Annotated in this window: 26 protein-coding genes; 12 read left to right on the top strand and 14 right to left on the bottom strand. The window is 72.9% G+C overall.

Annotated features, from left to right (window positions below; all coding sequences use genetic code 11):
- From AB0K05_RS20290 to AB0K05_RS20280, 3 genes are all read left to right on the top strand, one after another.
- Nucleotides 1-1,368: an ROK family protein gene (locus AB0K05_RS20290; RefSeq protein ID WP_364230775.1), complete on the top strand. Its 1,368-nt coding sequence runs from the start codon at nt 1-3 to the stop codon at nt 1,366-1,368.
- Nucleotides 1,369-1,458: 90 nt separating this feature from the next.
- A complete protein-coding gene (locus tag AB0K05_RS20285; protein WP_148031477.1) occupies nt 1,459-2,259 on the top strand; it encodes an ABC transporter permease in 801 nt (266 codons plus the stop codon).
- Nucleotides 2,256-3,026, top strand: coding sequence for an ABC transporter ATP-binding protein (locus tag AB0K05_RS20280; protein ID WP_148031476.1), 771 nt, complete (start codon nt 2,256-2,258; stop codon nt 3,024-3,026). Before AB0K05_RS20285 ends, AB0K05_RS20280 begins: the two co-directional genes overlap by 4 nt.
- Nucleotides 3,027-3,065: 39 nt before the next feature.
- On the opposite strand, the gene AB0K05_RS20275 is transcribed toward AB0K05_RS20280, so the two are convergent.
- Genes AB0K05_RS20275 through AB0K05_RS20265 form a run of 3 tightly spaced genes read right to left on the bottom strand, consistent with a single transcriptional unit; the run spans nt 3,066 to nt 5,560 of the window.
- Nucleotides 3,066-3,671 (bottom strand): helix-turn-helix domain-containing protein, encoded by a 606-nt coding sequence (locus tag AB0K05_RS20275; RefSeq protein WP_364230771.1) that lies wholly within the window; start codon nt 3,669-3,671, stop codon nt 3,066-3,068.
- A gap of 24 nt (nt 3,672-3,695) precedes the next feature.
- Nucleotides 3,696-4,421, bottom strand: a complete 726-nt coding sequence (locus tag AB0K05_RS20270) for an ABC transporter ATP-binding protein (RefSeq protein WP_246640423.1) — start codon at nt 4,419-4,421, stop codon at nt 3,696-3,698.
- Nucleotides 4,418-5,560: an ABC transporter permease gene (locus tag AB0K05_RS20265; protein WP_364230768.1), complete on the bottom strand. Its 1,143-nt coding sequence runs from the start codon at nt 5,558-5,560 to the stop codon at nt 4,418-4,420. Before AB0K05_RS20265 ends, AB0K05_RS20270 begins: the two co-directional genes overlap by 4 nt.
- A gap of 227 nt (nt 5,561-5,787) precedes the next feature.
- Here AB0K05_RS20265 and AB0K05_RS20260 point away from each other — a divergent pair, with 227 nt between their 5' ends.
- Both AB0K05_RS20260 and AB0K05_RS20255 read left to right on the top strand, forming a co-directional pair.
- A complete protein-coding gene (locus AB0K05_RS20260) occupies nt 5,788-6,567 on the top strand; it encodes a sigma 54 modulation/S30EA ribosomal C-terminal domain-containing protein (protein ID WP_271277731.1) in 780 nt (259 codons plus the stop codon).
- A gap of 172 nt (nt 6,568-6,739) precedes the next feature.
- Entirely contained in the window at nt 6,740-7,531 is a 792-nt protein-coding gene (locus AB0K05_RS20255; RefSeq protein WP_219545693.1) for an SAM-dependent methyltransferase, read from the top strand.
- Here AB0K05_RS20255 and AB0K05_RS20250 read toward each other — a convergent pair whose 3' ends face one another.
- Together AB0K05_RS20250 and AB0K05_RS20245 are read right to left on the bottom strand one after the other, a co-directional pair.
- Complete coding sequence (locus AB0K05_RS20250) at nt 7,532-8,353, bottom strand: NmrA family NAD(P)-binding protein (RefSeq protein WP_364230765.1); 822 nt, start codon at nt 8,351-8,353, stop codon at nt 7,532-7,534.
- 135 nt (nt 8,354-8,488) lie between these two features.
- Nucleotides 8,489-8,827, bottom strand: a complete 339-nt coding sequence (locus AB0K05_RS20245; RefSeq protein ID WP_148031470.1) for a VOC family protein — start codon at nt 8,825-8,827, stop codon at nt 8,489-8,491.
- Between the two features lie 86 nt (nt 8,828-8,913).
- On the opposite strand from AB0K05_RS20245, the gene AB0K05_RS20240 reads away from it, so the two are divergent.
- Both AB0K05_RS20240 and AB0K05_RS20235 read left to right on the top strand, forming a co-directional pair.
- On the top strand, nt 8,914-9,228 hold the full coding sequence (locus AB0K05_RS20240; protein WP_246640116.1) for a metalloregulator ArsR/SmtB family transcription factor: 315 nt from the start codon (nt 8,914-8,916) through the stop codon (nt 9,226-9,228).
- Nucleotides 9,225-9,644, top strand: a complete 420-nt coding sequence (locus AB0K05_RS20235) for an SRPBCC domain-containing protein (protein ID WP_271277729.1) — start codon at nt 9,225-9,227, stop codon at nt 9,642-9,644. Before AB0K05_RS20240 ends, AB0K05_RS20235 begins: the two co-directional genes overlap by 4 nt.
- On the opposite strand, the gene AB0K05_RS20230 is transcribed toward AB0K05_RS20235, so the two are convergent.
- Genes AB0K05_RS20230 through AB0K05_RS20215 form a run of 4 tightly spaced genes read right to left on the bottom strand, consistent with a single transcriptional unit; the run spans nt 9,641 to nt 12,198 of the window.
- Nucleotides 9,641-9,853, bottom strand: coding sequence for a hypothetical protein (locus AB0K05_RS20230; RefSeq protein ID WP_271277728.1), 213 nt, complete (start codon nt 9,851-9,853; stop codon nt 9,641-9,643). The two genes, AB0K05_RS20235 and AB0K05_RS20230, sit on opposite strands and share 4 nt — an antisense overlap.
- Nucleotides 9,854-9,856: 3 nt before the next feature.
- Nucleotides 9,857-10,585 (bottom strand): alpha/beta hydrolase, encoded by a 729-nt coding sequence (locus tag AB0K05_RS20225; protein ID WP_271277727.1) that lies wholly within the window; start codon nt 10,583-10,585, stop codon nt 9,857-9,859.
- Nucleotides 10,582-11,196 (bottom strand): LysE family translocator, encoded by a 615-nt coding sequence (locus tag AB0K05_RS20220; RefSeq protein ID WP_148031465.1) that lies wholly within the window; start codon nt 11,194-11,196, stop codon nt 10,582-10,584. Before AB0K05_RS20220 ends, AB0K05_RS20225 begins: the two co-directional genes overlap by 4 nt.
- A gap of 30 nt (nt 11,197-11,226) precedes the next feature.
- Nucleotides 11,227-12,198, bottom strand: coding sequence for a WYL domain-containing protein (locus tag AB0K05_RS20215; protein ID WP_148031464.1), 972 nt, complete (start codon nt 12,196-12,198; stop codon nt 11,227-11,229).
- Between the two features lie 43 nt (nt 12,199-12,241).
- Between AB0K05_RS20215 and AB0K05_RS20210 the strand changes: the two genes are divergently transcribed.
- Complete coding sequence (locus AB0K05_RS20210; protein ID WP_271277726.1) at nt 12,242-13,003, top strand: DeoR/GlpR family DNA-binding transcription regulator; 762 nt, start codon at nt 12,242-12,244, stop codon at nt 13,001-13,003.
- The gene (locus AB0K05_RS20205) at nt 13,000-14,316 is read left to right on the top strand and encodes an MFS transporter (protein WP_364230760.1); all 1,317 of its coding nucleotides are present in this window, start codon (nt 13,000-13,002) and stop codon (nt 14,314-14,316) included. Before AB0K05_RS20210 ends, AB0K05_RS20205 begins: the two co-directional genes overlap by 4 nt.
- A 30-nt stretch (nt 14,317-14,346) precedes the next feature.
- Here AB0K05_RS20205 and AB0K05_RS20200 read toward each other — a convergent pair whose 3' ends face one another.
- The 3 genes from AB0K05_RS20200 to AB0K05_RS20190 form a co-directional block, all read right to left on the bottom strand.
- Nucleotides 14,347-15,108, bottom strand: a complete 762-nt coding sequence (locus AB0K05_RS20200) for a TSUP family transporter (protein ID WP_148031461.1) — start codon at nt 15,106-15,108, stop codon at nt 14,347-14,349.
- 126 nt (nt 15,109-15,234) lie between these two features.
- Complete coding sequence (locus tag AB0K05_RS20195) at nt 15,235-15,852, bottom strand: ATP-dependent Clp protease proteolytic subunit (RefSeq protein WP_271277724.1); 618 nt, start codon at nt 15,850-15,852, stop codon at nt 15,235-15,237.
- Nucleotide 15,853: 1 nt separating this feature from the next.
- Nucleotides 15,854-16,417 carry an ATP-dependent Clp protease proteolytic subunit gene (locus tag AB0K05_RS20190; RefSeq protein ID WP_148031459.1) on the bottom strand — a complete coding sequence of 188 codons (564 nt, stop codon included), beginning with the start codon at nt 16,415-16,417 and terminating at the stop codon, nt 15,854-15,856.
- Nucleotides 16,418-16,563: 146 nt separating this feature from the next.
- Between AB0K05_RS20190 and AB0K05_RS20185 the strand changes: the two genes are divergently transcribed.
- Nucleotides 16,564-17,763: a histidine kinase gene (locus AB0K05_RS20185; RefSeq protein WP_271277723.1), complete on the top strand. Its 1,200-nt coding sequence runs from the start codon at nt 16,564-16,566 to the stop codon at nt 17,761-17,763.
- On the top strand, nt 17,760-18,398 hold the full coding sequence (locus AB0K05_RS20180) for a response regulator transcription factor (RefSeq protein ID WP_271277722.1): 639 nt from the start codon (nt 17,760-17,762) through the stop codon (nt 18,396-18,398). Before AB0K05_RS20185 ends, AB0K05_RS20180 begins: the two co-directional genes overlap by 4 nt.
- A gap of 11 nt (nt 18,399-18,409) precedes the next feature.
- Here the strand turns inward: AB0K05_RS20180 and AB0K05_RS20175 are convergent, their stop codons facing one another.
- Nucleotides 18,410-19,264, bottom strand: coding sequence for a DUF2268 domain-containing putative Zn-dependent protease (locus AB0K05_RS20175; protein ID WP_271277721.1), 855 nt, complete (start codon nt 19,262-19,264; stop codon nt 18,410-18,412).
- 34 nt (nt 19,265-19,298) lie between these two features.
- The gene (locus tag AB0K05_RS20170) at nt 19,299-20,075 is read right to left on the bottom strand and encodes a hypothetical protein (protein WP_187281146.1); all 777 of its coding nucleotides are present in this window, start codon (nt 20,073-20,075) and stop codon (nt 19,299-19,301) included.
- A gap of 55 nt (nt 20,076-20,130) precedes the next feature.
- Here AB0K05_RS20170 and AB0K05_RS20165 point away from each other — a divergent pair, with 55 nt between their 5' ends.
- Nucleotides 20,131-21,132 carry an AAA family ATPase gene (locus AB0K05_RS20165; RefSeq protein WP_148031456.1) on the top strand — a complete coding sequence of 334 codons (1,002 nt, stop codon included), beginning with the start codon at nt 20,131-20,133 and terminating at the stop codon, nt 21,130-21,132.
- Nucleotide 21,133: the final 1 nt, after the last annotated feature.

Raw genomic sequence — 21,133 nt, 5'->3', positions numbered from 1 at the left:
ATGTCGACCCCCACTGACGCGCTGCAGCGGCTGCGGCGGGTGCACGAGGACGCCGTGCTGTCCGCGCTGCGCTCGGCGGGCGCGCTGAGCCGCGCCCAGCTCACCGAGCGCACCGGACTGTCGCGTACGACCTTGTTCGCCATCATCTCCGACCTGATGGAAAGGGATGCGGTGATCGAGACCGAGGCGGTGCCTGCCGAGCCGCGCGGCCGGGGCAGGCCCGCCGCGCTGGTCTCGCTCAACCCGGCCGCCGGCCTGCTCCTGGGCCTCGACTTGGGGCGGGGCCGGGTACGGCTGGCCGTGGCCAACGCCGCCCACCAGGTCGTCGCCACCGCCTCGGCCGCCCTGCGCGAGGACGCCGCCCCGGCGGAGCAGGCGGAGGCGGCGGTGCGGCTCGTCCGCGAGGTCGCCGCGGAGCGCGGGATCAGCCTCGGCGCGCTGGAGGCGGTCGGCCTCGGCCTCGTCGGGGTGCTCGACGACCACCTCCCCGCCCCCACCCCGGCGCCGACCACACCCGCCCTCTCGGAACCCACGCACGCACCGTCCAGCCCCTCGGATTCCGCGGACGCGGCCGGACCTCCGGGACCCCACGCGCGGTCCGGCAATGCCGGACCGGCGGGCGTGGCCGGACCCTTGGGATCTCGCGCTGGTTCCGGCGAGCGTGCAGGGCTGCCGGAAGGGGTGCCCGCGCGCTACCTGCCGCTCGCCCTGCGGGTCGCCGAGGAGTTCGGCGTGCGGGTGGCGGTGGACAACAACGCCAGGCTGGCGGCGCTGGCCGAGGCGACCTGGGGGGTGGCCAGACCGGTCCGGGACATGGTGTACGTGCGCTGGTCCGTCGGCGTGGGCGGCGGGTTCCTGGCCGGCGGCAGGCTGCTGCGCGGCGCGCACGGCGCGGGCGGCGAGGTGGGCCACGTCTCGCTCGACCCCGGGGGCCCGCCCTGCCACTGCGGCGGCCGGGGCTGCCTGGAGGGCCGCATCGGCGGTCAGCGCCTGCTGGACGCCTGCGCCGCGCGCGGGGTGCCGCTGGCGGGCCTGGACGAGCTGGTCACCGCCGCTCAGGACCGGGTGCCCGCGGTGTGCGAGGTGGTCGCCTCGGCGGCGGCCGACCTGGGCCGGGTGCTGGCGGGCACGGTCACCCAGCTCGACCCCGCGCTGGTCGTGGTGGGCGGCGAGCTGGCCGCGCTGGGCAGCCTGGTCCTCGACCCCATCCGGGACGCGATCTCCCGTCAGGCGCTGCCCCGGTCGCCCCGACAGATCGAGGTCACCCAGGCCGACCTCGGCGTGAACGCCTCGGCGATGGGCGCGATCGCGCTCCTGCTGCACGAGGAGCCGTCGATCCCCGCCCACCTCCGTCCCGCACTACCGTGATTTGTCCGAAAAAAGCCCAATATTTCAGGACCCTGTGGGCTATTGCGCCACCGAAGAGGATCTCCACTGAGCCATGAAGAGTCCCAGAACATGACCGCCGTGAGCGTGACCGACCCTCCGCCCTCCCCCGGCCGCCGGCTCCGGCGGCCGGGCCGCACCCTCGTCCTGAACGTGGTCGCCGTCCTGGCGGGCCTGGGCGCGTGGACGGCGCTGTCGATGTCCGGCATCACGGGCCTGACCGGCCCCGTCGAGGTGGCCGCTCGCGGCGTCGAGCTGGTCGCCGACGGCACCCTGACCAACGACATGCTGGCCAGCCTGCGCCGCGTGTTCACCGGCTTCGCGCTGGGCACCCTGCTCGCCATCCCTGTCGGCTTCCTGATGGGCTGGTACGCCACCGCGCGTGCCCTGATCGAGCCGTACGTGCAGTTCTTCCGTACGATCCCGCCCCTGGCGATCATCCCGCTGGCCATCCTGCTGATGGGCATCGGCGAGACGCCGAAGGTGTTCGTCATCTTCCTGGCGGCGTTCCTGTCGAGCGTGGTCTCGACGTTCCAGGGCGTGCTCGACGTGGACAAGACGCTCATCAACGCCGCCCGGGTGCTGGGCGCCTCGGACCGGACCATCTTCCTGAAGGTCGTGGTGCCGGCCTCGACGCCGTTCATCATCGTGGGCATGCGGATCGGGCTGGGCGCGGCCTGGGGGACGCTGGTGGCGGCCGAGCTGATCGCCGCCCAGGAAGGGCTGGGCTACCGGATGCAGCAGGCGCAGCTCTACTACGACCTGCCCACGATCTTCGTGGGTCTGATCAGCATCGGCGTGCTCGGCCTGATCATGGACCGGCTGCTGCTGCTGGCCGAGCGCCGATTCACCGGATGGCAGGAACGCCGATGAACACCAAGATCTCCTTCCAGGGCGTGTCGAAGACGTTCGAGCTCAAGGGCGGCCGGTTCCTCGCCCTCGACCGGGTGGACCTGGACATCGCCGACCGTGAGTTCGTCACCGTCGTGGGCCCGTCGGGGTGCGGCAAGAGCACGCTGATGGGCATGGCGGCGGGGCTGGTCGAGCCGGGGACGGGCCGGATCCTGCTGGACGGCGCGCCGGTCACCGGACCGGGGCCGGACCGCGGGGTGATCTTCCAGCAGTACGCGCTGTTCCCGTGGCTGACCGTGCGCAAGAACGTCGAGTTCGGGCTCAGGCTCCAGCCGATCTCCGCCGAGGAGCGGCACCGCCGCGCCCAGCACGCGATCGACCTGGTGGGGCTGACGGACTTCGCCGACGCGCTGCCCAAGACGCTGTCGGGCGGGATGAAGCAGCGCTGCGCGATCGCCCGCGCCTACGCGGTCGGGCCGCAGGTGCTGCTCATGGACGAGCCGTTCGGCGCGCTGGACGCGCTCACCCGCGTGCAGTTGCAGGATCAGCTGCTGGACACGTGGAGCCGGGAGCGGCGCACGGTCATGTTCATCACGCACGACGTGGACGAGGCCGTCTATCTGGCCAACCGGGTCGTGGTCATGGCGGCGCGGCCGGGCCGCATCCACCGGATCATCGACGTGGACCTGCCGTACCCGCGCACCGAGGAGGTGCGGCTGTCACCGGAGTTCTCCCGCATCCGCAACGAGGTGTGGCACTCGGTCTACCACCAGGCCCCCGCGGCCTGACCCGTACGCCGGGGGCGGGCGCCCCCGGCCGGCCGGCGGTCACGTCGCCTCGGGAGGGGCCGGGCCCGTGCCGGTCGCGCGCAGGAACGGCTCCAGCAGGGCCCTGGCCGACTCCCAGACGGTCCGCAGGTCGGTGCCGGACTCGATCAGCCGGGACCCGGCGAACACGATGGCGTTGATCATCTCCGCCGTCTCGGGCACCGCGGGGACGCCGAGGCTGTGCAGCGTCTCCACGAGCGGCTCCAGGAGCTGCTGGTGCATGGTGCGGCTCTGTTCGGCGACCGTGTCGCCCGGTGCGACCTCCGCGAGGACGGTGGCCAGCGCGTGCTCGCCCTCGGTGATGAGCTCGAAGTTGGTCAGCACGTACGCGAGCACGCGGTCGGCCGGGGTCGCGGCGGCGTCCATCGCGGCGGCGACCCGGGCCGACCAGCGGGGGAAGACGTCCTCCACCACCGCGTTGAGCAGGTCCTCCGATGACCGGAAGTACTGGTAGAGGCTGGGCCGGGCCAGCCCGGCGCGCGCCGCGACCCGGCTCAGCGTGGGCGGCCGGCCGGTCTCCGCGAGGATCTCCCTGGCCGCGTCGAGCAGCGCCCGGTGCTGGGCGGCCCGATGCTCGGCGACGGTCGACGCCCGGATGCGCGGCACGTGCCCTCCTCCACCATGGTCGGCCTACTCCGACAGTCTCCCATCGACCATCGACAGGACGCGGTCGCAGTGGCCGAGCACATCGTGGTCGTGGGTGACCATGATCGTCGCGACGGCGGATTCGTGCGTCTCGTGCGCGAGCAACGTGACGATGTCGTCGCTGCGGGCGCGGTCGAGTGCGGCGGTCGGCTCGTCCACCAGCAACACCGCCGGGCGGGTGACGAGTGCGCGGGCGATGCCCACGCGCTGCCGCTCGCCGCCGGACAGCTGATGGGGCCGGTGTCCAGCGCGGTGGCCCATGCCGACCCGGTCGAGCAGCTCTCGCGGGTCGTGACCGTCACCCGCGCGCCTGCCCGCCACGTCGAGCGCGAAGCGGAGCTGGTCCAGCGCGGTGAGGGCCGGGATGAGGTTGCCGGACTGGAAGACGAACCCGATCCGTTCGCGGCGGTGGCGTGCCTTCTCCCGGGAGCTCGCCCGGGAGATGTCGACGCCGTCGAGCAGGACCCGGCCGGTGTCGGGCGTGGTGAGCGCGCCGGCGACCGCGAGCAGGCTCGACTTGCCGGAACCGGAGGGCCCGACGACGGCGACGAACTCGCCGGACGCCACGTGGAGGTGGACGTCGTCGAGCGCGGTGACGGTGGCGTCGCCGTCGCCGAGGGCCAGGGTGACGCCCTCCACCCGCAGGCCGCCGCGTTCCTCGGCGCCGGTCCGGCGGGAGTCCGGGCGCGGGGACGTGTGGCTGGTGGTCATCTCTGCCCTCCCAGGGCTGCGAGCGGGTCGACTCGGACGATGCGGCCCACGGCCGCCGCGGCGCCGGCGAGGCCGAGGCCGACGAGCAGCAGGGCGGCGACGACGAGCGGGCCCGCCTCCAGGGCGAACGGCATGGGGGTGGTGGTGAGCAGCGCGCCGCCGCCCACTCCCATCAGGAAGCCCACGGCGGTGGACACGGTCAGGATGACGGTCGCCTGGATCATCGTGTCGCGCATGAGGTAGCCGGTCGAGGCGCCCATGGCCCGTACGACGGCGAGTTCGTGTTTGCGCTGGATCGTCCACACGGTGAAGAACGTCCCGACGACGAGCGCGGAGATGGCGTACAGGAAGACCTGGATGAGCGTGAGCGTGGAGATCTCGGCGGTGTAGCCGGGGGAGGCGCCGAAGGAGTCCTCCAGCGTCATGCTCGTGGTGCCCGCCGCGGCGTCGCCGCCGGACAGGTCGATCTCGTTACCGTCCCGGGCGCGCAGGGCGATGGCCGTGGCCTCCTCGTACGCTCCCTCGCGCGCCTCGTCACCCGGCCCGGCGCCCGCGTGCACCTGCTGCCAGGCGCGCAACGGCAGGTACGCCACGTCGACATGGCCGAAGGTGCGCTGGTCGCCGGTGGTGCCGATGACCTTGAGCCGGGTGCCCAGGCGGTCGATGACGACGGTGTCGCCGATGGCCACGCCGTCGTCCAGGACGGTCTGGCTGACCACGATCCCGTCGGGGTCGCCGAGTCCGGCGCCGTCGGAGACGGCGGGTGCGAGGAACGAGCCGGGGTCGACGCCGAACAGGGCCAGGTCGATCGGCGTCTGGGCGCCCGCGGCGGTCGTGACCTTGGCGTTGACCAGCATGTTGCCGAACGGGACGGCGTCGCCGACGTCGTCGCGGCCCTTCCACGTCTCGGCCTGGTTCACATTGACGGTGCTGCGGGAGAAGGCGGAGTCGGTCTTGGTCCCCTCGGCGAAGGCGAACGCGGTGACGGGCAACCGCTGGAGCCCGGAGACACCGTCGTTGACGAGCCCGGAGGAGAGACCGGACAGCAGGACGACGAGGATCGCTATGAGGGCGACGACTCCGCCCATCAGGCCGAAACGTGCGCGGGCGAAGACCAGCTCGCGCCAGGCCAGGAACATGGCACTCCTTCACAGGAAGGGATTTCACGGGACGGACGAGCGCCCCGACTTCCCGACGCGCCGTTGGCAAGATACCAACACTGCGTTGGAAAGACGCAACCGGAGAGGTCGCAACCGATGAGACGCGTAGGGCTGAAGGTCCCTTTCCGATGGTCTTTCTCCTCTACCGGCGTCCTGGCGTTCCGCGATTGGCTGAGCTCGCAAGGAACGGCAGAAGGAGGCACGACATGAGACGCCGGAACGCGCCGGTCGCCATCGACCCCGCCGACGTTCGGGTCGAGACACGTGGCCCGGTCCGCCAGGGAGCCGTCGAGCACGCCAGGGAGGCCGTCGCCGCTCTCACCCGGCTGGCCGGCGAGCCCGTGCTGTTCGCGCGGGTCAAGCTGACCGCCCCGGACGCTCCCGACGCGAAGCGGCCGTACACCGCGCAGGCCAACCTCGACGTCAACGGGCGCCTGATCCGCGCCCAGGCCGCCGGCCCGTCCATGTACCAGGCACTCGACCTGCTGGAGGACCGGGCGCGTACCCGGTTGCGGCGCACCGCCAGGCACTGGGAGGAGACGCGCGGACGCTACTCGCCGGAGCGGCGGGAGTCCTCGCTGCCGGTCCTGCCGCGCCCGGCGGACGCCGAGCGGGAGATCGTCCGCCGCAAGACGCTGGCCGCCTACCGGGCCACTCCGGACGAGGCCGCCTTCGACATGGAGCAGCTCGACTTCGGCTTCTACCTGTTCACCGAGGCCGGCAGCGGTCAGGACAGCGTCCTGTACCGGGCCGAGGAGGGCTACCGGATGGCCCAGGTGGAGCCGAGGCCGGAAGCGCTCGGCGAGGTGGCGGTGCCGCTCGCGATCGATCCGGGCGCGGCGCCCCGGCTGACCACCGCCGAGGCGGTGGACCGGCTGGAGGTCAGCGGGCGGGCGTTCGAGTTCTACGCCGACGCGGAGACCGGCCGCGGCCGGCTGATCTACCACCGTTACGACGGCGGCTACGGGCTGATCACGATCGACTGACCGGCCGCCCACCGACCGGCGCCGGGACCTCAGCCCCCTGAGGTCCCGGCGCCCGCATCTCCGGGAGGGCACGAAGTCCCGCGGAACGGGAGCTCTCGGGCCAAGATCGAGACTTGGGATCTTCCTCGCGTTAGGCTCTGTCGCGTACAGCCCCTTCCCGGAAGGCACGACGATGACCGACGATCCGCTCAGCCGTGTGAACACCGAGATCCCGAGCCCGGCCCGGATCTACGACCTGTGGCTGGGCGGCAAGGACAACTACGAGGTCGACCGCGTCGTCAGCGAGCAGATCCTCCAGGCGGTCCCCGAGCTGCCGATCCTGGCCAAGACGAACCGCGAGTTCCTCGGCCGGGCGGTGCGCTACATGGCCGGGGAGGCGGGCGTCCGCCAGTTCCTCGACATCGGCACCGGGATCCCCACGGCCGACAACACCCACCAGGTCGCCCAGTCGGTCTCGCCCGACTGCAAGGTCGTGTACGTCGACAACGACCCTGTGGTGCTGGCCCACGCGCGGGCGCTGCTGCGCGGGCCGGGGCAGGGCGACACCTGGTTCATCGACAGCGACCTGCGCGAGCCCGCCGAGATCGTGGCCGCGGCGGCCGAGTACCTGGACTTCTCGCAGCCGGTCGGGCTGGTGCTGCTGGGCGTGGTGGAGTTCCTGCCCGACAGCGACCGGCCCAAGGAGATCATCCAGCGGCTGATGGCCCCCATGGCCCCGGGCAGTCACCTGGCCATCTCCCACGGCCTGGTCGGCAAGCAGCTGGAGGACGGGGTGCGCAGCTGGAACGAGAGCGGCGCCGTACCGATCACGCTGCGCACGCACGAGCAGCTGACCGGCTTCTTCGACGGGCTGGAGCTGCTGGAGCCGGGCGTGGTGGCGCTGCCGCGCTGGCGCCCCACGCCCGAGACGCTCTACGCCGACCGGGAGGCCGTCTACTACGCGGGCGTGGGCCGCAAGCCGTAGTCAGGAGAACGCGGCGGCGTTCTCCTCGATCCACTGGCGGAAGGTGCGGGGCGGCCGTCCGGTGACCTGTTCGACGGTGGGCCGCACCGTGCGGCCCACCTCCGGGGTGTCGGCGCGCACGGTGAGGAAGAACGCGACGTCCTCCTCGGAGTAGCCCTGCCGCCGCCACTCGGCGGTGATCTGCTCGCGGCTCAGCTCGACGAAGCGGATCTCCCTGCCGAGGACCTCGCCCAGCACCCGTACCTTGTCAGCCGTGGTGAACACCTCCGGGCCCGTCACCACGTACTCCCGCCCGGCGTGCCCGCCGGAGGTGAGCGCGGCGGCGGCCACGGCGGCGATGTCCGCGTCGTGCACCATGGCGCTCCTGGCCTCGGGGAACCCGTCGCGGACCACGCCCTCCTCCTTGACGGAGCCGGCCCATTCGAGGACGTTCGACATGAACTCCACCGGTCCCACGAAGGTCCACTCCAGGTCGCTCGCCGCGACCGCCTCCTCCAGCGGGCTCCTGGACAGCCCGCCCTGGAGCACCGTCACCCTGCGCACCCCGGCCTCGACGGCGGCGGCCACGATGGCGGGGCCGTTCGCCAGGGGCGAATGGTCGGCCCCGTCGAAGGTGATCAGATGGGCGGCGGTGACGCCTTCGAAGGCGGCGGCCAGGGATCCGGCGTCGGCCAGGTCGCCGGCGACGGCCCGCGCGCCTTCCGGCAGGTTCGCGCGCGCCGGGTCGCGGGTGAGCGCGCGCACCCGGTGGCCGGCGGCCAGCAGCCGCTCCACGAGCGGGCGGCCCACGTTGCCGGTGGCGCCGGTGACGAGGATGGTCATGCGGATCTCCTTCGGTCGGTGACGCCCGAACGGTAGGAGATCTCGCGGTCAGTTCCTGTCCGCGAACGGGACCTTTCACCGGGACGCACCGTACGGCCGCCCGGCCGGGCCGGGCGGCCGGGGCCTGGAAGGAGGCTAGAGGCCGGGCGCGGGCTGCCAGAGGCTGATGACCGTGCCCTGGTCGTCGGTGCAGGCGCAGCCGCGGCCCGACTTGCTCTCGTACGGCTCGTCCGTGGTGCCGCCCAGCTCGTGGACCCGGGCGATGGCGGCGTCCAGGTCGTCGACCTTGTAGTAGAGGTTCGGCTGGGACGACGGGCCGCCGGCGTTCAGGCCCATGGGCAGGGTGCTGTTGGTGACGTGCAGGTACGTCTCGTGCTCGCGCGTGAACTCCCAGCCGAACAGCGGCCCGTAGAAGGCCGCCGCCCGGTCCAGGTCCTTCACCGACAGGGTGTAGTAGCCGAGCTCGGTAGGCATACGCGAAACCTCCGCGATAATATTCAACGACAACGTTAAGCACTAATCTAACCGAGAAGGCAACGATTAACCAACACGTTAACGACTTGGACGCGACGCTGGCCGCGCTCGCCGACCCGACCCGGCGCAAGGTGATCGACCTGCTGCGTGACGGTCCCCGGCCGGCCGGGGAGCTGGCGGAGGCGGTCAGCATGAGCGCGCCCGCGCTGAGCAGGCACCTTCGGGTGCTGCGCGCGGGCGGCCTGGTACGCGCCGAGGCCGGCGGCGACGACGCCCGGCTGCGCGTCTACACCCTGCGGCCCGAGCCGTTCACCGCGTTGCAGGCCTGGCTCGACCAGGTGCAGGCGTTCTGGGCCGAGCAGCTCGGCTCCTTCAAGGACCACGTGGAGCGCGGCCGGTGAACACCGTCAGGGCCGGCGTCACCGTGCCGGTGGACCCCGCGACCGCCTTCCGGGTCTTCACCGACGAGATCGACGCCTGGTACGTGCGCGGCCGGCACAGCTGGGTCGACCCGGAGCGGGCCGTCGGCATCCGGTTCCAGCACGGCTACCTGCGCGAGCTGTGGTCCGACGGCGGCCACGTCGACACCGGCCGGATCCTCACCTGGGATCCGCCGCACCGCCTGGTCTGGGCCGACCTGATCAACCCGACCGGCCGGATGGAGATCGAGGTCGCGTTCACCGAGGTCGACGGCGGCACCGAGGTGACGCTGGAGCACCGGGGCCTCGACACGCTGCCGCCCGACGTAGCCGGGCGGATCCGGCGCGGCTACTCGTGGAACATCGTGCTGGGCTGGTTCGCCCGCCGGTGGGCCTAGCGTTTGCCGTACTTCTTGTGCACGGCCTGCTTGGTGACGCCGATCGCGTGCGCGATCTGCGCCCAGGCCAGGCCGGCCACCCGGGCCCGCCGCACCTGGACGGCCTCCACCCGCTCGATCTCGCGGCGCAGCGCGGCGGTGGCCTGCAGCGCGCGCAGCGGGTCTTCGTCCTGGGCCTGCCGCACCAGCTCGGCCAGATCGTCCGCCATGGTCTAAAGGTAGTCCAGCAACAGCCGGGTGACCTCCTCCGGCCGCTCCAGAGCGGGCAGATGGCCGGCCCACTCCAGTTCGACCAGCTCGGCGTCCGCCAGCCGGCCGGCCAGGTGGCGGGCGCCGGCGCGGAAGTACGGCAGGTCGTACGGGCCGGTGACGATCAGGGCGGGCACCGTGATCGCGTCGAGGTCGTACTCCGGCGAGAACTGCGAAGGCTCGGGGTCGGCGGCCAGCTGCCCCGCGAACGCGTGCCGCTGCATCTCCACCACCCGCCGCCGGGTGGCCTCGTCCGCCTCCGGCCCGAGCCAGGTGCGGGCGTTCAGCTCGGCGGCGCCCTCGACGTCGCCGGCCTCCAGCAGCCGGTCCTCCTCCTCGCCGAACGCCACCACATCCTCGGTCTCGGGCAGGCCGGAGCCGGGGTTCATGAGCACCAGCCGGGTGGCCAGGCCGGCCAGCTGCAGCGCGACCCGGCACCCGTACGAGGAGGCGACCAGCGCCGCCCGCTCGACGCCGAGCTCGGCGAGCACCTCGGCCACGTCGCCGGCGTCGCTGTAGGGCCGGTCGGCCTGGTAGGGGGTGTGGCCGAACCCCCGGTAGTCGACCCTGATCACCTGGAACCGCGCGGCGAGCGCGTCCCACTGGCCGTCCCACATGCCTGCGTCGGCGGCGCTCGACGGCAGCAGCACCACCGGCTCGCCCTCGCCCGCCCGCTCGTACCAGATCGTCATCGGCCCTCCAGCGCCAGTCGCACACCCAGCCCGACGAGGACGGCGCCGGACACCTGCTCCAGCCGCCGCTTGACCGCGGGCCGCCCGAGCAGGTCCTTGGCCCGGGTCACCGCCCACACCAGCAGCCCGTACCAGAGCATGTCGACCAGCACCCAGACGACGGCGAGCGTGACCAGGGTGAGCGGCACGTCTGCGCCCTGCGGCACGAACTGCGGCAGGAACGACATCGCGAACACCGCCGCCTTCGGGTTGGCCACGCACGTGCCGAGCCCGGCCAGGTAGGCGCGGCGGCGCCCGTCCACCGGCGCGACCTCGACGGCGGCGGCCCCGCCCTTGCGGGCCTGCCAGAGCGCCTGCGCGCCCATCACCACCAGGACGACCGCGCCGGTGACCCGCATGACGTCGTAGGCGAGCTGTGAGGCGAGCAGCAGCGCCGACAGGCCGAAGGCGGCGGCCAGCCCCCACAGCAGGATGCCGGTCTCGTTGCCGAGCGTGGCCGCCATGCCGGAGCCGCGGCCGGAGCGGAGCGTCTGGCGCAGGATGACGGCGGTGCTGACGCCTGGGGCCATCGCCACCAGGACACACGCGCCGATGAACGCTAGGAGATACATACCGGGCATCGTGCCAGGAACGGGCCCGACTTACTCATACATTTTCCGCAGCTCCGCCACCGCCTCCACCATGAGAGCGCGCAGTTCGGGCGGGCCGAGCACCTCCACGCCCGCGCCCATGCGCAGCAGCAGCCAGCGGGCGTGGGTGATCGACTCGACCGGCAGGGTGAGCGTCCGCCACCCCTCGGCGTCGGGCTCGGCGGCCCCGGCCAGGGCGCCCGCCACCACGTCCTGGCCCATCGTGTAGGCGAGCAGCTCCTCCATGCCGGGGGCGAGCCTGATCTCGGCGGTCGCGGTGTACATCCGTTCGCGGAACTCGGCCGCGTACGCCTTCCAGAACCCGGCCAGGTCGAAGCCCTCCGGCCGGTCGAAGCGGCCGGGCTCGGCGGCGAGGGTGAGGACGCGCGCCACCCGGTAGGTGCGCGGGCTCTCGCCGGGCGGAGCGGCGACCAGATACCACGACCCGCCCTTGAGCACGAGCCCGTACGGGTGGACGAGCCGCTCGACGACCTGCCGTCCCCAGCGCCGGTAGGTCATCCGCAGCGGCCGCTGCGCCCACACCGCCTCGGCCACCTCGCTCAGGTGGGGCACGTCGTCGGGCCCGCGGTACCAGCCCGGCACGTCCAGCAGGAACCGCTCGCGCATCCTCGCGGCCTGCGAGCGCGGCTCCGGCGGCAGCGCGGCCAGCAGCTTCAGCTCGGCGTTGGCGGCCAGCTCGGCCATGCCCAGCTCGGCGGCGGGGCCCGGCAGCCCGGCCAGGAACAGCGACGACGCCTCCTCGGCGGTCAGCCCGTTGAGCCGGGTGCGGTAGCCGTCGAGCAGCTGGTAGCCGCCGGCGGGGCCGCGGTCGGCGTAGACCGGCACGCCGGCGGCCGACAGGGCCTCCACGTCGCGGTAGATCGTACGGATCGACACCTCGAGCTCCTCGGCCAGCTCGGGCGCGGTCATCCGGCCGCGCGTCTGCAGCAGCAGGAGGAGGGAGAGCAGACGGCTGGCGCGCATGCACCTATTGTAGAGCGCACATTGTCTATGTTTATATGAACATATGGATCGTTTACATCGCATACTCAACGCCCTGCGGACGAACGACACCGTCTCCGTCGCCGAGCTGGCCGAGGAGCACGGGGTGTCGGAGATGACGATCAGGCGCGACCTGGAGGAGCTGTCCCAGCAGGGGGTGGTGCGGCGGATCAGGGGCGGCGCGCTGTCGCTGCTGCTGCGCGGCGAGGAGCCGCCGTACGCGCTCAGGGAACGGGAGGCGGTGGAGGCCAAGCGGCGCATCGGCGCCGAGGCGGCCTCGCTGATCGCCGACGGGGAGGCGGTGGTGCTCGACGGCGGCACCACGGCGGCCGAGGTGGGGCGGGCGCTGGTGGACCGCCGGCTGACCGTGGTGCCGCTGGCGCTGCAGGTGGTGTCGCTGCTGTCGGCGGCGCCGCGGGTGCGGCTGGTGCTGCCCGGCGGCGAGGTGCGGCCGGGCGAGCTGAACTTCATGGGCCCGCTGGCCGAGACGTCCATCGGGGCGCTGCGGTTCGACACGGCGGTGGTCGGCTGCTGCGGGCTGTCGGCCGCGCAGGGGCTGACCGCGCACGACCTGCCGGAGGTGGCGATCAAGCGGGCGGCGATCGCGTCGGCCCGGCGGGTGATCGCGGTGTGCGACTCGGGCAAGTTCGCGCGCACGGCGTTCGGCGCGGTGTGCCCGATCTCGCGGCTGGACGTGGTGGTGACGGACGACAGGATCCCCCGCGAGGAGCACGACGCCCTCCTCGCGGCAGGGGTCACGGTCCGCGTCGTCCAGGAACCCTCGTGACCGCCACACCCGGGCGCGCCCCCCGGCCCCCGGAAAACCCCGAGACCGCCGCACCCCACCACAACCCCGGGCACCCTGAAATCCCCGAGGCCGCCACACCCGACCACAACCCCCGTTCTCGCCGGGACGCCGGGACCGCTCCGGTGGGAAGTGGCGGCGCGGGAGGCGGGGACACGGGCCTCGACCCGGGTGACGTCCGGCGCGCCAGGGTCGCCGTCTACCTGCTGTTCCTGCTGGCGGGGGCCGCGATAGGCACGTGGACGGCCCGGATCCCGGCCATCAAGCAGGACCTCGGGCTCGGCGAGGGCGAGCTGAGCCTCGCGCTGCTGGGGCTGGCGGCCGGCGCGATGGCGGGCATGCAGGCGGTCGGCCGGCTGGTGGACCGGTTCGGCAGCGCCCGTGTGATGATCCCCGCCGCGCTGCTGCACGGCCCCGCCCTGGTAGCCCCCGCGTACGCGGTGAACCTGGCGACGCTGGCACTGGCCCTGCTGGCCTTCGGCGCGGTGCACGGCGTGCTGGACGTGTCCATGAACGCCAACGCGGTGGTGGTGGAGCGGGCGTGGGGGCGGCGCGTCATGTCCTCCTTCCACGCCGTCTTCAGCCTCGGCGGGTTCGCGGGCGCCGCCGCCGGCGGGCTGTTCGCGCAGGCCGGCCTCTCCCCCGCGGTCACGTTCTGGTCGGCAGGCGCGGCGATCACCGCGCTCGCGCTGTGGGCGTCGCTGTGGGCGCTGCGCCCGCCACCGGTCAGGGAGCCCGCCGGGCCGGGGAGCCGGCCGAAGGGGATCGTGTTCCTGGGCGTGCTGGCGTTCTGCTGCCTGGTCGGCGAGGGCGCGGCGGCCGACTGGAGCGCGGTCTACCTGCGCGAGCACATGGGGGCCGCGGCCGGGTTCGCGGCCGCTGGCTACGCCGCCTTCTCCATCATGATGACGGCGGGCCGCCTGGCGGGCGACCGGCTGGCGGCCAGGTTCGGCCCGGTGCCGCTGGTCCGGGCGTGCGGCCTGCTGGCGGCGGCCGGGCTCGGGATGGCGCTGCTCGTCGGCCACCCGGTGGCGGGCGTGGCGGGGTTCGGCCTGTTCGGGGCCGGGCTGTCGTGCATCGTGCCGCAGGTTTTCTCGGCGGCCGGGCACCGCGACCCGGCCTTCGCGGGCCGGGCGCTGGCCAGGACGGCGAGCATCGGCTACCTGGGCTTCCTGTCGGGCCCGGTGCTCATCGGCGCCGCCGCGGAGCTGACCGGCCTACCCCGGGCCCTGGCCATCCCCGCGATCCTGGCCGCCTTCGTCGCCCTCGCCGCCGCCGCCCTGCGCGCCCGCTGACGGTGTCCGTACGAACACGTCACCTGACCGTCAGCCGAACTGCTGCCAGGCGAGCCTGGACACCATGGCCGCCACGACGCAGAGCAGCACGATCCGGACGAAACCCGTGCCTCGCCGGATCGCCATGCGGGCGCCGGCCTGGGCGCCGGCGATGTTGCAGGCGGCCATGCCGAGGCCGAGCACCCACAGCACGTGGCCGTGCCAGCCGAAGAACAGCAGGGCGCCGATGTTCGTGCCGGTGTTGATGATCTTCGCCGAGGCGGAGGCGGAGACGAAGTCGAGGCCGAGCAGGGCGGTGAACGCGATGATCAGGAACGTGCCCGTGCCGGGGCCCATGATGCCGTCGTAGAAGGCGATGGCCACGCCCGCCGTCAGCACCGCCACGGTCACGCGGGCCCGGGTGCGGAGCTGCGGGCGGGCGACCGCGCCCATGGCCGGGCGCAGGGTGACGAACGCCGCCACGCCGAGCAGGATCACCATCACGAGGGGCCGCAGCACCTCCGCCGAGATCGCCGCCGCGGCCGACGCGCCGAGCGCCGCGCTGAGCACGGCCAGCCCGGCCGCGGGCAGCGCGACCGGCCGGTCCACCTTGGTGGTGCGGGTGTACGTGACGGCGGCGGACGCGGTGCCGAACACGGAGGAGAACTTGTTCGTCGCCATCGCCTCGACGGGCGCCACCCCGGCCATCATCAGCGCGGGCAGTTGCAGCAGCCCGCCGCCGCCCACGACGGCGTCCACCCAGCCCGCTCCGGCGGCGGCCACCAGCAACATCAGGACCTGCTCCAGCGGCACGCCACTTCTCCCCCGAAACCCCGACAAATCCCCGCAAGCGTAGCGACCTTCGTCCAGCGCCGGAGGGCACGGGGCCAGGGCTTACAGGTGCGGGCGCCCGGAGCCCATCTTCCGGGCGCCCGCGGCTCAGCGGGCGGTCACCAGGGACCGCTTGCGGGAGGCGTAGATGTCGTCGATCAGCCGGTAGGTGCGCGCCTGCTCGGCGGTGAAGACGCGGTCACGCTCGATGTCGCGCCTGATCTCCTGCGCGGTGCGCCCGGTGTGGCGGGCCAGGATCTCCTCCTGCTGGTCGCGCATCCGCAGGATCTCCCTGGCGTGGATCTCCAGGTCGCTCGACTGGCCCCGGCCGCCCTCGGTGGCCGGCTGGTGGAGCAGGATCCGGGTGTGCGGCAGCGCGGCCCGCTTGCCCGGCGTGCCCGCCGCCAGCAGCACCGCCGCCGCCGAGGACGCCTCGCCGACGCAGACGGTGTGGATCTCCGGCCGGACGAACTGCATCGTGTCGTAGATGGCGGTCATCGCGGTGAACGAGCCGCCCGGCGAGTTGATGTAGAGGTTGATGTCCTGGTCGGGGTCGATCGACTCGAGCGTGAGCAGCTGGGCCATCACGTCGTTGGCCGCGGTGTCGTCGATCGGGGTGCCGAGGAAGATCACCCGGTCCTCGAAGAGCTTGTTGTACGGGTTCATCTCCTTGATGCCGTACGAGGTGCGCTCGGTGAAGGACGGCAGGACGTATCGCCCGCTCATGTCAGTTCATCCCTTCGGCGATGTGGTCGACGAACCCGTACTCCAGAGCCTCCTGCGCGGTGTACCACCGATCGCGGTCGGAGTCGGCCTGGATGCGCTCCAGCGGCTGGCCGGTGTGGTGGGCGATGATCTCGGCCATCCGCCGCTTGGTGTAGATCATGTTCTCGGCCTGGATCTGGATGTCGGTGGCCGAGCCGCCGATGCCGCCGAGCGGCTGGTGCATCACGACGCGGGCGTTGGGCAGGGCGTAGCGCTTGCCGGGCGCGCCCGCGCACAACAGCAGCTGCCCCATCGAGGCGGCGAACCCCATCGCGACCGTCGCCACGTCGCACGGCACGAACTGCATCATGTCGTACAGCGCCATGCCGGCCTGCACGGAACCGCCCGGCGAATTGATGTAAAGCGTGATGTCGCGCTTGGGATCCTCGGCCGCCAGCAAAAGCAGCTCACCGCACAGCCGGTTGCATATGTCGTCGTCGACTTCCTGGCCGAGAACGAGGATGCGTTCCTTCAGAAGGCGCTGGCTGAGCTGGTCAGGCCATTGCGTGCGCGCGTTCTCCGTCATGGACGTCGCCCTTTCCGACTCGAACCAATTGCATGGTCGACGCTAGACCCGCGCGCCCTCGACTAAGGAATCTTTTCGCCTTGGGCGCATTTCTCCAAAAGCGCATTCCACCGAGAGCGAATAAAGCTCGACATAGAATCACCGGTGTGACATGGAATCGGCGCCTGGCGCGGCGGTGGGCGTGCCTGATCCTCGGCGGGGCGCTGCTGATGCCGTACATGATGGCCGGGGTGCTGATCGCCGGATGGGCGCAGCGGGAGTCGACGACCCTGCTGTTGCTGCCCCTGCAGCTCGGCGTGTTCGCCGCGGCGCTGCCGGTGGTGGCGCTCACCGGGCTGTTCCTGCCGGTGCGCGCGCTGGAGGTGAACGCGGCGCAGAGCCTGCTCGGCGTCGCGGTCGAGACCGCCCCGCAGGAGGGCCGGCGCTCCTGGCAGGAACGCCGGCGCACCGCCGCCTGGTACACCCTGCACCTGGCGATCGGCGGCTTGGCCAGCGGCTGCACGCTCGCGATCGTGCCGTTCACGGCGGTGACGATGGCGCTGCCGTTCACCGGCGATCCGGCCGACGTGCTCGGCGTGCGCGTGCAGCCAGGCTGGTCGGCGATCGGCTGGCCCGCCGCGGGGCTGGCCATGCTGGCGCTGCTCGTCCTGCTCGTGTCCGCGTCCGGCGGGCTGCTGGCCAGGCTCGCCCCGGCGCTGCTCGGCCCCACCCCGGCCGAGCGGCTGGCCGCGGCCGAGTCGCGGGCCCGCGTGCTGGCCCAGCGCAACCGGCTGGCCCGCGAGCTGCACGACTCGGTGGGGCACGCGCTCAGCGTCGTCACGCTCCAGGCCGCCGCCGCGGGCCGGGTCCTCGACCGCGACCCCGGCACCGCCAGGACGGCGCTGGCGGCGATCGAGCAGTCGGCCCGCGCCGCCCTGGAGGACCTGGACCACGTGCTCGGCGTGCTGCGCGCGGGCGACGACCGCGACCGGGCGCCGCGGGCCACCCTGGCCGACCTGGACGCGCTGGTGCGCTCCACCGGGGCCGAGGTGCGGCAGGAGGTGGGCGACCTGTCGTCCGTGCCCGCCGTGGTCTCCCGAGAGGCCTACCGGATCGTCCAGGAGGCGCTCACCAACGCCATCAGACACGGCCGCGGCCCGATCAGCCTGTCGGCCCACGTCCGCGACGGGGACCTCTGCCTGCGGATCGGCAACCGCACCGGCGCGAACCACGGCACGCCGGGCGGGGGCAGAGGGCTGGAGGGGATGCGGGAGCGGGTCAGGCTCCTCGGCGGCGAGATCACGGCGGGGCCTGACGGGGGCGGCTGGCGGGTCTCGGCCCGGCTCCCGCTACGGTCGGAGCCATGACGATCAGGGTCGTGCTGGCCGACGACGAGGACCTCATCCGGGCCGGGCTGCGGATCATCATCGACACCGAGCCGGGCCTGACCGTGGTCGGCGAGGCCGCCGACGGCGCCGCGGTGCTGCCGGTGGTGCGGCGCGAGCGGCCCGACGTGGTGCTCATGGACGTGCGCATGCCCGCGCTCGACGGCATCGAGGCCACCCGCCGCCTGACCGCCCTGGAGGAGCCGCCCAAGGTCCTGGTGGTGACCACGTTCGAGAACGACGACTACGTGTACGACGCGCTGCGCGCCGGCGCCGACGGGTTCCTGCTCAAGCGGGCCAGGCCGGAGGAGCTGGTGCGGGCGGTGAAGCTGGTGGCGTCCGGCGAGTCGCTGCTGTTCCCCGCCGCCATCCGCGCGCTCGCCGCGCGACGGCCCGCCGTCCGCGTGCCCGGCGTCGACCGGCTGACCGGGCGCGAGGGCGACGTGCTGCGGCTCATGACCAGAGGCCTGTCCAACGGCGAGATCGCCGCCGAGCTGGTGGTGAGCCCCGAGACCGTCAAGACCCACGTCGGCAACGTGCTCACCAAGCTCGGCGCGCGCGACCGCACGCAGGCGGTCATCGCCGCCTACGAGTCCGGCTTCGTCTCCCCCGGCTGACCGGCGCGCCCCTACCCGGCCGTACGGACGATCTCGGCGACCGGCAGCCCCGACAGCTCCGCCACCGTCCTGCCCGTCCCGGCCAGCGCCCGGTCCACCAGCCGCAGCCCCACCGCGTACCCGGCCATGTTGGGGATCCCCTTGGGCTCCTGCCCGAACGCCCGGGTCGCGTCGTCGCCGAGCACGTACGCGGGCGTGTTCCACATCCCCCGCAGCCCGAAGTCCGCCATGATCCGCTCGTACGCCAGGTCGAAGTCCGCGCCGGTCACCATCGACGACCACGGCCCCATCGCCTCCGGCCCCGACAGCTCGCGCACGAACGCCTCCGCCAGCCCCTCGGAGATCACGTGCTCCCCGACGGTGACGTTCTCCGGGTCCCACTCCACGTTCGTGTACCGCACGTTGTGGTGGAACTCGTGCACGGCGCAGTGCGCGATCCGCCCGATGACCCGCTCGTCCGGCCAGGCCAGCAGGTAGAGCCAGCCGGGGGCGCCGCCCATGCCGTAGTAGCCGCCCGCGGTGCCCATCAGATGGGCGTTGTCCGGGTTGCCGAGCACGAACATCACCTGCAGCGTCTCGGCCTGCTTCAGGTGCCCCAGCGCCGCGGAGGCGCGCTCCAGCTCGCGCTCCACCTGGCCCAGCACGTCCGCCGCGGCGAGCCGGTCGAGCGCCTCCAGGTAGCGGGGGTCCTCGCCGTCGACACGGAAGCCGCCGCCCTGGTGGTGGATGTCGACGATGTCGCCGGGCATCGGGATCACCTCGCGCATCGGGGCCAGCATCTCCCGCAGCGCGTCCGGCCGCCGCTCCAGCGGCTCCCGGAGCGTCGCGGCCATGGCGGAAACGGTGTCGTGAACGATGAACTCCATGACGGCGAGGCTAAAGCCTCCCGTTACGGGAGAGTCAAAGCTGCGGATCCTGCGAGGAGTCGTCACCGGGCGAGCGGCCGGGCGTCTGCTCACCGCTCTGCGACGGCGAGGGCGACGGCGACGGGGTCGGCTCCTGCGGCTCCGGCGAGGTCGGCGTCGGCGGCGGGGTCGGCAGGAACTGCGTCGGCGGCAGCGGCTGCGGCATCGGGTCGCCGCCGGAGCGTCCCAGCAGCATCAGCAGCAGGAACACCGTCACCAGCAACAGCAGCAGCACCAGGGCCAGGGCCGCCATCAGCACCCGCTTGCGCGTCTCGGTGAGCGGCCGCCGCCTGACCGGCGGCGCCAGCGCCGGCGCCCGGTCGGTCAGCCAGTACGGGACGAAGTCCGGGCCGTGCGCCTGCCCGATGAGCGTGCCGCCCACCATCACCGGGTCCAGGAACCGCTCGGCCCCCGGGCGGCCCGGCGCGTACGGGACCGCCACCCACGGCGCCCGGCCGGTGTTGATCGCCAGCACCGGCGGCGTCTCGTCCAGCACCGCGGTCCGCGACCTGCCGCCGCGCCCGAACCAGCCGCGCACGCCCGGCCGCTCCTGCTCCGGCGCCGCCTGCCTGATCGCGGTGACGAACCGGTCGCGCGCCGCGGGGTCGAACGCCGCGCCTCTCGTCAGCAGGGCCAGTGAGACCGCGCGGCCGTCGGGCCCCTGGCCCAGGTAGACGAAACCGGCCGGGGCGGTGTGCAGGCGCGCCTGCACCACGTACGGCCCTAGCCGTGGTGGATCGCCGTACTGAAGCGGACTGGCCACATCTGCCATGAAAGCACAGACGTGGCGTCGTGCACGTTTGCGACACCTTTGGTGGAATAGCGTCATGAGCGTCGCCGAAGAGTTGCCAGGCGGAACGGACGCGGACGTGCTGCGTCAGACCCTCGACGAGGTCCGGCGGGTCATCGTCGGGCAGGATCACATGGTCGAGAGGCTGATCGTCGCGCTGCTGGCGCGTGGTCACTGCCTGCTGGAAGGCGTCCCCGGCGTCGCCAAGACCCTCGCCGCCTCGACCCTGTCCACCGTCGTGGGCGGCACGTTCGCCCGCATCCAGTTCACGCCCGACCTGGTGCCGAGCGATATCGTCGGCACCCGCGTCTACCATCCGTCCACCGAGAAGTTCGACGTCGAGCTGGGCCCGGTGTTCGTCAACTTCCTGCTCGCCGACGAGATCAACCGCGCCCCCGCGAAGGTCCAGTCGGCGCTGCTGGAGGTCATGGCCGAGCGGCAGGTCACGCTCGCCGGTGTCACCCACCCGCTGCCCAGGCCGTTCATCGTGCTGGCCACCCAGAACCCGATCGAGTCCGAAGGCGTCTACCCGCTGCCCGAGGTGCAGCGTGACCGCTTCCTGTTCCGGGTGCGGGTGCCGCACCCGAGCGCGCACGAGGAGCTGCAGATCCTCCAGCGCATGAGCGTCACCCCGCCCGCGCCCTCCCGGGTGCTCGACCCCGAACGGCTGACCGCGCTGCAGGAGACGGCCGAGAACGTCTCGGTCCACCAGCTCGTCGCCGACTACGTCGTCCGGTTGGTCATGGCCACCCGCTCCCCCGCCGAGTACGGCCTGCCCGACCTGGTCGACACCATCGAGGTCGGCGTCAGCCCGCGCGCCACGCTCGGCCTCGTCTCCGCCGGGCGGGCGCTGGCCGTGCTGCGCGGCCGCGACTACCTGCTGCCCGACGACGTGCGCGACGTGGCCGTGGACGTCATGTCCCACCGGCTCATGCTCACCTTCGACGCCCTCGCCGACGGCGTCGACCCCGAAGAGGTCGTACGCCAGATCCTGCACGCCGTCCCTCCGCCCCTCGTCGTCTGGAACCAGAACCGTTGAG

The sequence above is a fragment of the Nonomuraea sp. NPDC049486 genome (assembly GCF_040676925.1).
Lineage (GTDB): Bacteria > Actinomycetota > Actinomycetes > Streptosporangiales > Streptosporangiaceae > Nonomuraea > Nonomuraea ferruginea.
This window is presented reverse-complemented; position numbering and strand designations above follow the sequence as displayed.

Coding starts and splice junctions, on each gene's coding strand:
- AB0K05_RS20250 (WP_364230765.1), bottom strand. CDS start 8,353: ATGACCATCCTCGTCACCGGCGCCACCGGCAACGTGGGCCGCCCGCTC.
- AB0K05_RS20265 (WP_364230768.1), bottom strand. CDS start 5,560: ATGTTCCTGGCCTGGCGCGAGCTGGTCTTCGCCCGCGCACGTTTCGGC.
- AB0K05_RS20215 (WP_148031464.1), bottom strand. CDS start 12,198: ATGCGCGCCAGCCGTCTGCTCTCCCTCCTCCTGCTGCTGCAGACGCGC.
- AB0K05_RS20190 (WP_148031459.1), bottom strand. CDS start 16,417: ATGACGGAGAACGCGCGCACGCAATGGCCTGACCAGCTCAGCCAGCGC.
- AB0K05_RS20225 (WP_271277727.1), bottom strand. CDS start 10,585: ATGACGATCTGGTACGAGCGGGCGGGCGAGGGCGAGCCGGTGGTGCTG.
- AB0K05_RS20260 (WP_271277731.1), top strand. CDS start 5,788: ATGAGACGCCGGAACGCGCCGGTCGCCATCGACCCCGCCGACGTTCGG.
- AB0K05_RS20270 (WP_246640423.1), bottom strand. CDS start 4,421: ATGACCACCAGCCACACGTCCCCGCGCCCGGACTCCCGCCGGACCGGC.
- AB0K05_RS20255 (WP_219545693.1), top strand. CDS start 6,740: ATGACCGACGATCCGCTCAGCCGTGTGAACACCGAGATCCCGAGCCCG.
- AB0K05_RS20230 (WP_271277728.1), bottom strand. CDS start 9,853: ATGGCGGACGATCTGGCCGAGCTGGTGCGGCAGGCCCAGGACGAAGAC.
- AB0K05_RS20290 (WP_364230775.1), top strand. CDS start 1: ATGTCGACCCCCACTGACGCGCTGCAGCGGCTGCGGCGGGTGCACGAG.
- AB0K05_RS20245 (WP_148031470.1), bottom strand. CDS start 8,827: ATGCCTACCGAGCTCGGCTACTACACCCTGTCGGTGAAGGACCTGGAC.
- AB0K05_RS20210 (WP_271277726.1), top strand. CDS start 12,242: ATGGATCGTTTACATCGCATACTCAACGCCCTGCGGACGAACGACACC.
- AB0K05_RS20175 (WP_271277721.1), bottom strand. CDS start 19,264: ATGGAGTTCATCGTTCACGACACCGTTTCCGCCATGGCCGCGACGCTC.
- AB0K05_RS20280 (WP_148031476.1), top strand. CDS start 2,256: ATGAACACCAAGATCTCCTTCCAGGGCGTGTCGAAGACGTTCGAGCTC.
- AB0K05_RS20165 (WP_148031456.1), top strand. CDS start 20,131: ATGAGCGTCGCCGAAGAGTTGCCAGGCGGAACGGACGCGGACGTGCTG.
- AB0K05_RS20285 (WP_148031477.1), top strand. CDS start 1,459: ATGACCGCCGTGAGCGTGACCGACCCTCCGCCCTCCCCCGGCCGCCGG.
- AB0K05_RS20220 (WP_148031465.1), bottom strand. CDS start 11,196: ATGTATCTCCTAGCGTTCATCGGCGCGTGTGTCCTGGTGGCGATGGCC.
- AB0K05_RS20170 (WP_187281146.1), bottom strand. CDS start 20,075: ATGGCAGATGTGGCCAGTCCGCTTCAGTACGGCGATCCACCACGGCTA.
- AB0K05_RS20195 (WP_271277724.1), bottom strand. CDS start 15,852: ATGAGCGGGCGATACGTCCTGCCGTCCTTCACCGAGCGCACCTCGTAC.
- AB0K05_RS20180 (WP_271277722.1), top strand. CDS start 17,760: ATGACGATCAGGGTCGTGCTGGCCGACGACGAGGACCTCATCCGGGCC.